Origin of the sequence: Serratia sp. CY47280 (assembly GCF_052168655.1) — a bacterium.
Taxonomy (GTDB): domain Bacteria; phylum Pseudomonadota; class Gammaproteobacteria; order Enterobacterales; family Enterobacteriaceae; genus Serratia; species Serratia bockelmannii.
The window spans coordinates 1,266,731-1,280,220 of the sequence record NZ_JBJNMG010000001.1 but is presented as its reverse complement, the minus strand read 5'-3'; the positions used below and the strand labels follow the sequence as shown (position 1 = coordinate 1,280,220).

General features: G+C 60.3%; 13 protein-coding genes. All 13 read right to left on the bottom strand.

Annotated features, from left to right (window positions below):
- Window positions 1–3: 3 nt before the first annotated feature.
- A complete protein-coding gene (gene tssH / locus ACJ8J4_RS06240) occupies window positions 4–2,658 on the bottom strand; it encodes a type VI secretion system ATPase TssH (RefSeq protein WP_197836141.1) in 2,655 nt (884 codons plus the stop codon).
- Window positions 2,659–2,714: 56 nt separating this feature from the next.
- A complete protein-coding gene (tssG, locus tag ACJ8J4_RS06235; RefSeq protein WP_049206010.1) occupies window positions 2,715–3,785 on the bottom strand; it encodes a type VI secretion system baseplate subunit TssG in 1,071 nt (356 codons plus the stop codon).
- Window positions 3,782–5,668: a type VI secretion system baseplate subunit TssF gene (gene tssF / locus ACJ8J4_RS06230; protein WP_025303301.1), complete on the bottom strand. Its 1,887-nt coding sequence runs from the start codon at window positions 5,666–5,668 to the stop codon at window positions 3,782–3,784. The genes tssG and tssF overlap by 4 nt, the downstream gene beginning before the upstream one ends.
- Before the next feature lie 4 nt (window positions 5,669–5,672).
- Complete coding sequence (locus ACJ8J4_RS06225; RefSeq protein ID WP_043138711.1) at window positions 5,673–6,248, bottom strand: type VI secretion system baseplate subunit TssE; 576 nt, start codon at window positions 6,246–6,248, stop codon at window positions 5,673–5,675.
- A gap of 2 nt (window positions 6,249–6,250) precedes the next feature.
- Window positions 6,251–7,072, bottom strand: a complete 822-nt coding sequence (locus tag ACJ8J4_RS06220; protein WP_043138708.1) for a type VI secretion system accessory protein TagJ — start codon at window positions 7,070–7,072, stop codon at window positions 6,251–6,253.
- A gap of 15 nt (window positions 7,073–7,087) precedes the next feature.
- Window positions 7,088–8,074: a hypothetical protein gene (locus tag ACJ8J4_RS06215; RefSeq protein WP_043138706.1), complete on the bottom strand. Its 987-nt coding sequence runs from the start codon at window positions 8,072–8,074 to the stop codon at window positions 7,088–7,090.
- A gap of 28 nt (window positions 8,075–8,102) precedes the next feature.
- Window positions 8,103–8,876 carry a PP2C family protein-serine/threonine phosphatase gene (locus tag ACJ8J4_RS06210; RefSeq protein WP_025303297.1) on the bottom strand — a complete coding sequence of 258 codons (774 nt, stop codon included), beginning with the start codon at window positions 8,874–8,876 and terminating at the stop codon, window positions 8,103–8,105.
- Entirely contained in the window at window positions 8,876–10,606 is a 1,731-nt protein-coding gene (gene tagH, locus ACJ8J4_RS06205; protein ID WP_151429314.1) for a type VI secretion system-associated FHA domain protein TagH, read from the bottom strand. Before tagH ends, ACJ8J4_RS06210 begins: the two co-directional genes overlap by 1 nt.
- A 480-nt stretch (window positions 10,607–11,086) precedes the next feature.
- Window positions 11,087–11,422: a T6SS amidase immunity protein Tai4 family protein gene (locus tag ACJ8J4_RS06200; protein ID WP_227255704.1), complete on the bottom strand. Its 336-nt coding sequence runs from the start codon at window positions 11,420–11,422 to the stop codon at window positions 11,087–11,089.
- 69 nt (window positions 11,423–11,491) lie between these two features.
- On the bottom strand, window positions 11,492–11,830 hold the full coding sequence (locus ACJ8J4_RS06195) for a T6SS amidase immunity protein Tai4 family protein (protein ID WP_227255705.1): 339 nt from the start codon (window positions 11,828–11,830) through the stop codon (window positions 11,492–11,494).
- Between the two features lie 20 nt (window positions 11,831–11,850).
- Window positions 11,851–12,330 carry a type VI secretion system amidase effector protein Tae4 gene (locus ACJ8J4_RS06190; RefSeq protein ID WP_089180537.1) on the bottom strand — a complete coding sequence of 160 codons (480 nt, stop codon included), beginning with the start codon at window positions 12,328–12,330 and terminating at the stop codon, window positions 11,851–11,853.
- A gap of 51 nt (window positions 12,331–12,381) precedes the next feature.
- Window positions 12,382–12,864: an Hcp family type VI secretion system effector gene (locus ACJ8J4_RS06185; RefSeq protein WP_004961372.1), complete on the bottom strand. Its 483-nt coding sequence runs from the start codon at window positions 12,862–12,864 to the stop codon at window positions 12,382–12,384.
- Window positions 12,865–13,059: 195 nt separating this feature from the next.
- Window positions 13,060–13,488, bottom strand: coding sequence for a T6SS amidase immunity protein Tai4 family protein (locus tag ACJ8J4_RS06180; RefSeq protein WP_025303294.1), 429 nt, complete (start codon window positions 13,486–13,488; stop codon window positions 13,060–13,062).
- Between the last annotated feature and the right edge of the window lie 2 nt (window positions 13,489–13,490).

The window sequence follows — 13,490 nt, the reverse complement described above, 5'->3', positions numbered from 1 at the left end:
GCGTTATGCCTGAAATTGACAAATGAATTCGTGGTTCTGCAGCGCGATATGCAGCTGGCGATAGCGCTGGTCGTTGGCGCTGCCTGTCAGCAGGGTGTGGCTGATCTGCGGCAGCAGGGTGTTGGTCAGGATGGCGTCGACCATGCGGCCACCGGACTCCACCTCGGTGCAGCGGCTGACGATCTGCTCGATGACCGCGTCGTCGAAGGTGCAGACGATGTCGTGATTCTCCGCCAGGCGACGCTGGATGCGCCCCAGCTGCAGGCGCACGATGTTGCCCAGCGTGGCGTCGGTCAGCGGGTAATACGGCACCACCAGCAGGCGGCCGAGCAAGGCGGCCGGGAACACCGACAGCAGCGGTTGGCGCAGCGCGCCGCTCAGCGCTTCCGGCTCCGGCAGCAGCTCCGGATCGCTGCACAGCCCGGCGATCAGATCGGTGCCGACGTTGGAGGTCAGGATGATAATGGTGTTGCGGAAATCGATATGGCGGCCTTCGCCGTCCTCCATCCAGCCCTTGTCGAACACCTGGAAGAAGATCTCATGCACGTCCGGGTGCGCCTTCTCGATTTCGTCCAACAGCACCACGCTGTAAGGGCGGCGGCGCACCGCCTCGGTCAGCACGCCGCCTTCGCCGTAGCCGACATAGCCGGGGGGCGCGCCTTTGAGCGTCGAAACGGTGTGCGACTCCTGGAATTCGCTCATGTTGATGGTGATGACGTTCTGCTCGCCGCCGTACAGGGTTTCCGCCAGCGCCAGCGCGGTTTCGGTCTTGCCGACGCCGGACGGCCCGGCCAGCAGGAACACCCCGACCGGCTTGTTCGGATCGTCCAGCCGCGCCCGCGAAGTGCGCACCCGGCGGGCGATCAGATCCAGCGCATGGCGTTGGCCGATCACACGCTGGTTCAGGGTGTCGGAGAGCTGCAGCACCGCCTCAATCTCGTTTTTCACCATGCGGCCCAGCGGGATGCCGGTCCAGTCGGCCACTACCGCCGCCACGATGTTGGCGTCGACGGCGGCGAAGATCAGCGGCGCCTCGCCCTGCAGCGCGTTCAGCTGCTGCTGAAGTTCACCCAGCTGGGCGCGCAGCGCGTCGGCGTCAGGGGCCGCCTCTGTTTCTTCGCCGGTAGGCTCCGCTTCCTGCTGATGCAACTGGGCGCGCAGCGTGATGATCTCTTGGATCAGCGCCAGCTCCTGCTGCCAGCGGTCGGTCAGCTGTTCCAGCTCCTGGCGCAGCGCGGCCAGCTGAGTTTCAATCTCCTGCGGGCGCTGGGGATCGCCGATGCCGACTTTGGCCTCGCGGCGGGCGATATCCAACTCTATCTGCAGCGCATCGATGCGGTGGCGGCAGTCTTCGACCTGGGCAGGCTCGGCGTGTTGGCTGACCGCCACGCGCGCGCAGGCGGTATCCAACAGCGCCACCGCTTTGTCCGGCAGCTGGCGGGCAGGAATATAGCGATGCGACAGCCGCACCGCGGCGTCCACCGCTTCATCCAGCAGCAGCACGCGGTGGTGTTGTTCCAGCGGACTGACGGTGCTGCGCAGCATCAGCAGCGCCTTGTCTTCGCTTGGCTCGTGCACCTGCACCACCTGGAAACGGCGGGTGAGCGCCGGGTCTTTCTCGATGTATTTCTTGTATTCCGACCAGGTGGTGGCGCCGACAGTGCGCAGTTGGCCACGCGCCAGCGCCGGTTTCAGCAGGTTGGCGGCGTCGCCGGTGCCCTGGGTGCCGCCGGCGCCGATCAGGGTGTGAATTTCGTCGATAAACAGGATGATCGGCGTCGGGCTGGACTGCACTTCGTCGATCACCGCCTGCAGCCGTTTTTCAAACTCGCCTTTGACGCCGGCGCCGGCCTGCAGCATGCCGATGTCCAACAGGCACAGTTTCACGTCGCGCAGCTGCGGCGGTACGTCGCCGGCCACGATGCGCAGCGCCAGGCCTTCCACCACCGCGGTTTTGCCGACGCCCGCCTCGCCGGTCAGCAGCGGGTTGTTCTGGCGGCGGCGCATCAGGATATCGATGATTTGCCGGATTTCCTCATCGCGGCCGGCCACCGGGTCGATCTCGCCGTTGCGCGCTCTGGCGGTCAGATCCTGGGCATACTGCGCCAGCACGCTTTCACCGCTGCGCGGCGCGCCGGATACGTTCTCGGCGCCGCTTTCCGCCGGCGCATCCTGGGCGTTTTCCGCCGAGTGAGCGGTGATGGCGGCGAACTGATCCATCAACAGATCGGCGTTGATGCGCTCGAACTGCGGGGAAATGGCCTTCAGCAGATGGCGCAGGCTGTAGGTTTTCAGGATACCGAGCAGCAGGTGGCCGCCGCGGATGCGCGCCGCGCCGAATTTCAATGAGCCATAGACCCAGGCGCGTTCTACCGCGCTGTCGATGTGCTCGGACAGATCGGAAATGGCGCTGGCGCCGCGCGGCAGGCGATCGAGCGCCTCGACGATGTCGCGCGCCAATTGCGCCTCGTCCAGCGCGAAGTGGCGAACGATTTGCTGCAGATCGCCGTCCGGCGATTGCATCAGCTGATGCAGCCAGTGCGCCAGTTCGACGTAGGGGTTACCGCGCAGCTTGCAAAACGCCGTCGCACTTTCCAGAGAGGTGAATAACAGGCTATCCAGTTTGCCAAATAATACCGAGCGGCTGATTTCAGACATGGTTTTCCTCAGGTCTCAGAGTGGCCTGGCGCCGCAGGGCGCCGGCCGAAATAGGGTCAGAACGGGTTTTCCAGCGGTTCAGGGCTGAAGATCAGATCGTCGAGATCGCGCTGTCGCCGATGGTCGGCCAGCCAACTGCTCAGGCCCAACCGCTGCGCGCCGCCGAGCTGGATGCCGTGCGCCTGTTCCTTCGCCAGGATCAGGCGCACTTCCCAGACGAACTCGATGCCCAGGTATTGGCGCACCCAGTCGCGCAGTTGCCGGCACAGATCGGCGCCGGGCAGAAAGCGGTCATAGTCCCGCTGCGGCATCGGCCCCAGCTCGATGCGGAACTTGTGCTGGATATCCCGCACCGCGATGCCGAGAAAAGCCGACTCGCCGAGCCGTGGCGCGCCGCGTCCGGCCTTGAGCCGCGCCTGCTCGCGCGGTTCTACCCGCAGCCAGTGCGGCACGTTCTCGACGATGCGCACCGGCACCTTGAAATACTGCTGCAAAATCTTGCTCAGGCCTTCCGGATCGCGGCTGTGGCGAATCAGATGACCGGCCATAAAATGTTTGGCGTGGGCGTTGATGCTGTCGCGTTCCTGCTGCGCCGGCTGGCCGAGGCCGATCAGGCTCGACAGGTACTCGTCGAAGCGCCGGTTGTCCGGGCGATCCAGCGATACCGTCGGTTGCGCGTCGGCCCAGGCGCGGTAAAACAGCAGCGTCAGCCGGTGATGGAACAGATTGGTGAACGCCAGCAGGGTGGTGTCCTGATGGTGATACACCCGTTCGCGCACGTATTCGGTCAGGTGCAGCGGCAGCGGCCCGTTGGGGCCGAACAGACCGAAACTGAAGATCGAAACGTCGTGCAGCGGGCTGTTGGCGCGCGGCGTCACCTGCGCCAGCGTGGAGGGTGCGAACGACAGCGAAGGTTCCTGCCCCAGGCGCAGCATCTCGTGGCGCGGCAGCGGCGCGCGTCCCAGCAGGTAGGGCTGGCCGCCCTGGGCGTCGATGCGGCGCAGCAGCTGAAACAGATCGTGCTTGTAAGGCGCGCTGCGCAGCCGCGGCCAAAAGTCGTCCGGCAGGCGATACAGCGCGTTGATCTGCGGCGGCGCCAATTCGGTGGCGATCATCTCCGCGTTCATATCAGCGTCCTTTTGCCCATGCGCGCCTGCCAGTAGGCGATTTCGCCGCGTTGCTGGCTGGAGAGCGTCATCTCGGTGAAGGTGTTCATCGCCACCAGGCGCGAGAACAGGCGCTCCAGCACGCTGCCGAGCAGGTAAGGGCTGTTGCCCGAGAACGCCTGCTCATCGACCGTCAGATCGATGGCGATGCCGCGCGCGAACACGATGGGGCCGGGTTCAGGCACTCGCCGATAGACCGGCCGCAGGTTGCAGTGGCGCACGCCCTGGATCTGTTTGGCGATCGCCGGCTCGCTCAGGTTGCCATACAGCCCCAGCAACTGGCGCAGGCTGGCGGCGCCCTGTTCCGGATCGCCGTCCATCATGCTGAGGTAATTCAGCTGCAGCTGACTGATCAACCGCCAGGTGATCATCCCTTCGGCCAGCGCCGGGCGTGGCGGGGTGGGGCCTTTGCGCAGCGAGACCTGCTTGATCGGGATTGAATCGGGCATCACGAAGTTGCCCTGATCCTGCTGCAGCAACATCAACGGCAGGTCGCGGCTGGTGCACAACACGTCGGCGGTGAGGTATTTCAGATCGCTGTGCCACGGCGATTGCCGTTCGTCCACCAGCGATACGAACACTTCCGAACCGGCATAGCCGGTGCGGGTGCCATAGCGGCGGGCGTGTTCCGACAGGGTGCGCTGTTCGCGCCGCAGCGAGAAGTAGGCGCCATAGTTGCCGTCGTCCGCGCTCAGGGTGCTGTAAAACGGCCGAAACTCTTGCTCGTAGCGTTTTTCGCTGGCGCTGCCGCCGAGCCGCTGCACCGAGAACACTTCGTAATCCAGCGGCCGGATATTGTCGACCACCAGATGGTATTCGTGGTTTTTTTCGTTGATCGCGATGCGTTCGGCGATCTTCGGAAACAGGTTGATCACCGGCGTGCAGTGCAGCGCCAAATGGGCAACGTCGACCACCCGTTCTAGCGCGGCGTCGTGCCGATCCAGCAGCACCACGATCTCGAACTGGCGCAGCGCTTTTTTCCCTTCGCGCACGCTCTGCAGCAGCGGACGCAGGCCGTTGACGCTGAAAAACTGGAAGCGCGCCGGGAAGGCGAAATACTCCTGCAGCAGCCGGTAGCCTTCAAAGTTGCGCAGGTCGTTGGGCAGCAGCGCCTGCTCGGCGGCGAAGCCCTCCTGCCGCAGCCCGTCCAGCGCCAGCGCCCGCCGCTGCGGTTGCGCCTCCACCGTTTGGCAGACAAGCCCGACGCTGTGCTGCATCAGCAACTCCAGCAGCTGCTGCGCCTGCATGTCCGGCCCGGCCAGGTAAAACATCAATTGGTCCAACTGCAGGTTGTTGAGCGTTACGCTTTCGTAGCACTCGAGCCGAATGCGCAGCGCGCTGACGCAGCCGCTGTGCTGCAGCCCCAGCGAGGCCAGCGGGATATCGGCCGGAATGCCACCCAGCTCGACGCCGGCGATGCGCACCGGCTGCAGCGTGACGTCATGGGCGGTGGTGTAGCTGCAGGTGATGCCGCTTTTCTTCAGCGTCTGGCTGTCCATCATGGTGCCGCGCGGCACCACGAAACCGTTGCTGATGTCGCCTTTGCTGCTGTCCGGCTGCAGCTCGGCGATCGCCATCGACGGCGTCGGCGACAGGTAATTGGGGTAGATGATCTCCAGCAAGCGCTGAGAAAAGCGCGGGAACTCGGCGTCCATTTTCAGCTGCACGCGCGAGGTGAGGAAGGCGAAGCCTTCCATCAGGCGCTCGATATAAGGGTCCGCCACGTCGATGCCGCGCATGCCGAGACGGCCCGCGACCTTCGGGTACTGTTCGGCGAACTCGGCGCCCATCTCACGCAGATAGGCCAGCTCGCGGTTGTAATAGTCTAACAGTTTACTGTCCATCGCCTTACCCTATGTCTTTCAGATCGAAGTGGCCGTTTTCCAGATCCACGTCGGTACGGAACAGAAACTCCAGCGGATAGGGCACGCACCACAGGCGGCCCTTGATTTCGATCGACAGCACGTTGTGCAGTTCCAGCGAACCGGTGTCCGAGATGCAGCGCACCTGCAGCCCTTCGGGCAGAATGCGCGGTTCGAAATGGAGGATGGAATCGGTCAGCGCGCGCTGAATGTCGAGCCATTCGATGTCCGACATGCGCTTGCCCGCCAGCGAGGCGATGCCGTAATTCAGCGTGGAGCGCCGCACCTGCGGAAAATCGCCGAGATCCAGATTGGATTCGCTGTTGACGCAGTTGAACAGCCACTGCAAATCGCGCAGCACCCGACGGCGCAACTCGCTGTGCGACACCAGGTTGCGCACCTGCGCCTCCTGTTTTTTCTGCGGTTCGTCGTCGGTCAGCATGTCGAGCAGCACCGGCTGCATTTTGTCGCGTGAAGTCAGGCGCTCGCTGTCCTGACGATTGCGATAGCCCTGGCGGCGCAGATCGCCGCCGTCGTAGTGGGGTGGGCGTTTATCGTTCATGTTCAGGCGCTCGCGTCGAAGCTCAGCTGCCGCAGGCTGTGCAGCGGGAATTCGTCGCTTTCGCTGAGCCAGGTCTTCAGGCCTAGCCCCGCATAGTGGGTGCCGTCGCCCAGCGGTTGCCATTCGGTGCGTTTGCCCAGCAGCAGCGCGTCGTCGCTGCCTTCGGCCAGCGGGTAACGGGCGGGCAGTTGGCATACCTGTTCGCGGCCGTCGGTCAGGCGCACCAGTGCATGGCTCCACACCAGATCGATGGCGCTCTGCGGCGCCTGGAACTGGATCGCGGCGATATCGGCGAACGGCAGCCAGTAGTAAACGCCGTTCAGCGCCAGCTCGCATACCGGCCCGAGGCGGCCGTCACCGTCGGTCAGCCAGTCGAAACTCAGCTGCCGCTCTTGGTTCCCTTCAGCCAGCGTTAACTGCCCGGCGCCGGCCGGTGCGGCCTCCAGCGCTTCGTCGCGCAGCGTCTGGGCCTGTTCGGCCGCCCCTTGCGCATCCTGATGCAGCGCCTGCACCAGCAGTTGCAGCCAGGGCTGATCCTGCCGCAGCAGCGCCGGCGCGGCCGCGCCGGCAAACACCGCCTGGCGTTGCAGCTCGGCGTTGACCGACTGCATCAGCAGCAGCGTGGTCGGTTGAGCGATCGGTTTCAGCGCCTGCCAGGATTTCAGCTGCGCGTTGGCGCGCGTCCAGTTGCCGCTCAGGCACAGCAGTTGCACCAGCGCAGCGCGCAGGTCGGCATCCGCCGGTTTCGCCTTGATATCGTTTTCGACGGCGGTGATGGCCGCGGCGATCGACTGGCCTTGCAGCATGCTTGCTAATGATTTCACAGGCTTTCCTTATAATCAGTGAGTGGCGCCGTTAACCGACAGGTAGCTGCCGCTGGCAGGATCGACGCGGTCTGCGGCCAGCTTTTCCACCAGCTTGAAGGTCAGCGGGGCGGGGGCGCTTAGCAGCGGCTGCCAGGCGGTTTGCGCCTGCTGTACGCGCTGTTTGACCTTGTTCTCGTCGGCGGCATCGACGCGCGGCATTTCAACGATCGCTTCACCGTTGAACGCCCAGGCGTGCAGCTTCGGTTCGAAGCTCAGCAGCAGGAAGCTGCCCGGCGCCTGCGGGTTGCCGCCCAAAACCAGCCGTTGGGCGTTGGCGCTGACGACGGTCAGCGCGCGATCGCCGCCGTTCACCTTCGCCAGCGGGTAACCTTGCAGGAACCACAGCGTCGGCGAGAGGGTTTGGCCGCCCTGTTGCAGCGTGACCGCGCCGCTGCCCTGCAGCCAGCCGTCCTCGCCGCAGCGCAGCGCTTCACCAGCGGGAATGAATAGCGCGCCGCCGTTGGCTTCGTCACCCCAGAAGGTGCGGAAGTGGCAGCCCTGCGGCAGGCTGAAACGCTGAGGCGGCGCGGTGTCCGCCTGCGGAGAAGTCACGGCCACTGCAGCAGGGATAGCCGGCTGCGGCGGGGTTTCCGGCTGCTCGACGGCCTCCTGTTTGACCACCGGTTTCCAGCCGCGCGCTTTGGCGGCTTCGCCGCTGGCCAGCTTCTCACCGCGCTTGTCGGTCAGCGTCCAGGGCAGGTGGCCGGCTTTCGGGCACTGCTTTTCCAACAGATTGCCGACGCGCGGCAGGAAGTCGTTCAGCACCGCCGGATCCTGGCTTTGCGCCGAGACGATGCGCAGCGGGATGCTCTTGCCGCACCAGCTTGCCGGATTGCTGTTTTTGACGTCATCGATAAACACTTCCAGCTTCTGGCTGGGGGAGTAAACCAGGCGATAGTTCATCGCCTGCGCGGTCGGCACCGCCATCAGGGCGACGAGCCCCGGCATCCAATATTTCATAGTGAACCTTGCTGTGAATGTGCGCTGCTCAGTCGCGGCTCAGAAACCGCTCCGCATCCGCCAGCGAATGCAGCAGGGTGGTTTCCTGCGGTGAGCCAATCCAGACGGCGATAGCGCTGTAGTTATCGCTGTTATTGTTTTTCTTCCATGCCTGCTGCATCAGGGCGATCCACTCGCTGGGGGAGTTGACCATATGCAGCGACTGTTCCAGTTCGGCCTGGCTGAAGCTGTGCCAGAAGCCGTCGGTGCACAGCAGGAAAACGTCGCCGTCTTCCAGCTGCAGCACGTCGCTGTAGGTGGCGTCGCGCTCTTCGTTGAGCCCCAGCGCGAAATACAGCAGGTTGCTGTTGATGCCGTTGGTCTGGTAGCCGGCGTCCTGCATCTGTTGGATCAGGCTGTGGTCGGTGGTGACGGTATGCAGGTAGCCGCGGCGGAACAGGTACAGGCGGCTGTCGCCGGCGTGCGCCCAGTAGGCCAGCTGGTAATCGCGATCGATAAACAGACTGACCAGCGTGGTGCCCATCTTGCTGTATTCGTCCGACTGCCGCTGCTGCTGGTGGATGGCGGCGTTGGCGCTGGTGATGTGCTGGCGAATGCTCTGGGCGTTCAGGTGCTTTTCGCCGTCGAAGTTTTGCAAAATGGTGTCGCGTGCCAGTTTGGCGGCGATATCGCCGCCCGGAAAACCGGCGATGCCGTCGCACACCACGAAGCAGGCGGCGCGGTTGCCGAGCACCTCGCCGGTCTGATCCTGGTTGGAGGCGCGGCCGCCCTGGTTGGAGGTAGAGGCTATGGTGATATTCATTACGCGTCCGGTTTGGTCTGTGAGTCTTTGTATTGATTCACTTCAACGTCATAGGCGTGCAGGAAGGCTTCGCCGAACAGGGTGTGGAAATCGTCCTCGATTTCGCCGGAGGTTTGCTGATAGTTCTTCACGAAGTAGTCCCACAGCGCGGCCTTGCGGTTGGCGGGCAGCGACAGACGCGGCGCCACGCCTTCCTTGCGCGCTTCTTCTTCGAGACGCTCCGGGTTGAACGACTGCAGCATGGCGGCGATGATGGCGCGAATACCGGCGATCATCCCCAGCTGGTGCGCCTGCAGGTCGATCAGCGCGTCACGCACCGCCTGTTCCGGCGGCATAAAGCCCGGCATCTGGCTACCGAACATCTGCATCAGCACCGTTTTTCCCGAAGGCAGCAGCTTGAACGGGTTGTTGGCTTCGTCGAGGATCATGGTCATCTCGGCCTTCACGCCGCGCTTGAGGATCGAGCGGGATGAGAGCAGGGCGACGGTGCCTTGCGAGAACAGGCTCAGCAGGCGACCGGCCTGGCGGATCTGTTGTTCGTCAAAGTGAGGCTGCGGTTGCAGATCGTCGAGACCGATGCCTTGCAGCAGCGCCGCCAGCAACGGCCCTTCCAATGCGTCGCCACTTGGCGCGGCGGCGTGCTGCCGCTGGGCAGACTGGTAGGCAACTGGATCGATGCCCAGGCGGTTGCCCTGGCGCGGGCGCGGCGGCTGTGCAGGCGGTTCCTGCTGGCTGAACTGCGGCGCAGGTTGGGGCTGTGGCTCAGGCGTCTGCACGGGCGGCGGCGTCGGCTGTGGGCGCAGCGCCTCCGGTTGTGCGGCGATCGGCGCCGGTGACGGCGGTGCGGGCGGCTGTACCGGCTCCTCCGGCTGGGCCAGCGGCACGGCGCCGCCCATCAGCAGCCCCAGCGGATCGTTGCTGTTTAACGTCTCTGGCGAAGCGGGCGCGGATGAACCGCCGAACAGCGCCAGTGGATCCAGCTCTTGTTCCGGTTGCTGCGCATTCTGGACGGGGGGAGCCGGGCGCGGTGGCGCAGCCTGCTCCGCCAGCAGCGCGCTGGGGGTGGTGTCGGCCAGAATGTGTTCGCGCTCAAAGGTGGTGTCGGTGTTGAACAGCGCCGCCGGATCGGTTTGTTGCTGCTGCAGCTGGCGCAGATCGACCTCGCCCGCCAGCTGCGCCAGCGGATCGGCCGGGTTCAGCTCGCGAGCGGGGGTCTCCAGCAGCGGATGATTGTCCGGATTGGTGATCGGCGACGGTATGACGGCGGCCGGCGCGTTCGGCGTAAATTCTTCCACCAGGCTGTCCCAGATTTCGTTGGGGATCGGCGCGGCGGATTTTTCTTTGGCGGCGGCTGCAGGGGCCGCAGCCGCGGCAACGGCCTTGGCCACCGGTTGAGCCTGCGGCGCGGCGTGCTGTTGCAGCGCGCTGACTTCAATCTGGTAATCGTCGATGCCGAGCACGTCGCCGTCCTGCAGTTCAACCTGGCGGCCACGTTCCAGCGGAATGTCGTTCAGCAGCACGCGGGTAACGTTGCCGCGATTGGTGATGCGGCATTCGCCGTCAGCAGAAATGTGCACGATCGCCTGCAGGCGGGAAATGGCGCGCTCTTCGTCCGGCAGCACCAGGTTGTTGTCCACGCTGCGGCCGATGGTGCCGCCCGGCGGCAGAAAATCGCAACTGCTCTGCGGCGGAACCTGGCCGCTTTTATTTTTTACAATGGAAAATCGCATAAGGCATTCCTGCTGATGGGGATTGTAGACTGCTTTGGGCGTATGTTGATTTAGTCATCTAATCTGATGGCTAACTTCTATTCTGTTCTTTTTTGTAATAGGTGTTTTTTGGTAGTTGAGTTAAGTAGATAAAGGTGAATATCAAACTGCCATAGTGTATAGAGTCATAGTCATCGTTGCCTAGTGGGTAGAAGAGATTAAGAAAATCATTCCCGTATGCAAAAATTGAGAGCTGTATGACGCCCATGACAACTACAATGAGACAGTTGAAAACAAAAAATGGATAATTGTGTTTGCGAGCCGATAATTTTTTTAAGTAATATAATGCCACTAAAATTATGAGTGACAATGAAAAATAGGAAGGTAAGAATCCATATGAGTAAGTTGATAGCGTGACGTCTGGAGTCATGTTAATAATCAATAAGTTTTAATTCTCTTGAGTTGATAACTTTATGAAATTGGATTCAACAATCCTGACTATTACTTAGAGTAACGTTCAAAAATGGTTTCAGCTTCACTGGCGTTCTGCAGTGAAAGACAATCTAAAGTATGGTAAGTCCCTTGAACTGAGCCTTGGCTATTTTTATTTGCGTACTGTTCAGCCAGTTTTTCACCTTGTTCAAATGCATCCATCGGCAGTTTACTCAATTCTAAATAGGCGGAAGCGGAACGGAAGGCGTCTTGCTTGGTTCTTTCTGAGTCAGTGGACTTCCCAATGCAGCGGCTGGTTAACCAATTTTTATAAAGTGCCTCTTGCGATAAAGCATTGAGCGAGTTTTCAGCAAGGACTACATGGCTTCCGAGCAGCAGAGACATTAAAAAGTACGTGTATCTTCTCATCCGAGATAACCTTTGATATGAGCCGTCGTTTGAGCAACTCTGATATCAGTTGTCGTCTTTTCCTTGGTATTTCTTGATGATGGCTTGCAGCTCTTGGCTGTGTACAAGATCGATGCACTTGGCCATCGTCATCGGCTCCCCTGACATACTGTCATAGGGCTTTGCCAGAAATTCTTTTGCCAGCGCCCTGACGGCGGTATGCGCTTCCAGAGAATAATCGCCGAATTCCGTGTAACCCCGAGCGGCGGCGGCGGCATCGTTTTTGACTTCTTTTGCTGAGTACCCCTCGGCGATGCAAACGCTAAGCGCGTAGTTTTTTAGGTACTCTTCGGGGGTATAGGTTTCTTTGGCTTGAGCCGATTGAATACATCCCAAAAATATCATGCTTGCAACACACAGGGATTTTATTTTAGTAACCATATAGATGCCTCGCTGGATTTTGGAAAGTAACAATGATCTGAGCAGGTTGTACCGTTCCATAATGTTGCGTGTCCGCTGGCATCATTCCATCCTGGAACAGTGAAAACCAATATCCCTTTGTCTTTTGAAAAATCACTAGGGGTAGGGTTTTTAATCGTTTTATCAGGTTTGCCGAACTTATAATTCAAAAAGTTAATAATATCTCTGACGCGATAAATGTACCAATTTTTATCTTTGCCTGAAACGGTCTTCCACGCTCCTCGTTCAACTTTAAAACCAGAATAATTGAGCGTGTAACTCATGCGTATTGCGCAGGCATTGGTGAATCCTTGCAATGGGTCATTGACGCCAAGCTCAATGTTAAGACCTACATTTCCACCTATCTTTTTGCCAACGTCAGTAATATCTACGTTGATTTCGCTAAATCGTTGCCACGCTTGCTGGAATGAAGGGCGACTCATTATAACGTCCTCTGTTGATAGATGCCCCTAAGTCGGGGCATCTGTGTGGGAAGATTAAGCTTCGCGGTTTTCCTTGATGTTCCAACCTGCGCTGCTTTCGGCGCCTTTGCCGCCTTTGTCGCTCTGCTCCCAGTATTGCTGTTTCACTTTCGCCGCCTGGAAGGAGTAGGTGACGCCCACGGTGTCTTCGCCGCCTGCGCCGGTGTACTGCACGGCGGTGACCAGCACGTCGTCCAGGGTGATTTTAACGTACTCAACCTGAGTACCGCCCGCCTTGCAGACAGACAACTCAACCTTGGTCAGATGCTTACCGCTGGAGCAGTGCTTCAGCAGCGCCGGGGTTGACTTGTCGACCAGCGCGTTAACGTGCAGATCGTTGAAGCACACTTTGCCGGCGCCACCGCCGCCGCCAACGCCCATATTGCCCGGTTGAGAAGCGCCCCAGGAGAAAGAAGTAATGTCGGTCCAGCCTTTGTGATTCGAATCTTTGGATTCGCCGCTGGCACCTTCAACTTTCAGGAACATATCAATAGCCATAGTTTCTTCACTCTTTATTAAGGGTTAACAGTAGTATTAACGTTACGTTGAAAAACTCAGGTAATAGCAGCAGGAATTGCAAGTGTGGTAATGCATTACCAATTTATATCCTTGTGCCATGCACCTTCTTAAATACCGAAAACTATCGGTACGGGTTACCGAGCCACTATTAAGTGCTAATGGCTCAATGCTTAATTATTTCGCGTTATCTTGATTCCACGTGCGATCTGGGTTGCCTGCTATGAGCTGTCGAGAAAGCTTGTCCAATTCAGGGCTATGGTACAACCGCAGGCAGTTTAGGGTGACACCTTGACTCTTGTCTTTAGTTTCGCTGTGAAACTCATTGATTCTGGATTTATATTTGTCGATGAGAACATTGATTTTCTCATCACCTGATTCGATATCGAATGGCATCCATTCTCTCATCGCATTCGCCGTTCTGGCTGCATCAAGAGAGAATGCTTTATCCGAATCGGAGACCTGTGCCAGGCAGCGTGACAATGCCAGTTCTTTTACGACCTGGTGATAAGGCATCTGTTTGATAAATGCCACCGGATCCTGAATCGGCGCTGCTTGCAGCCTTAATGAGGTGATAAGCAAGCATGCAGTTAAACCAAACCTCATGC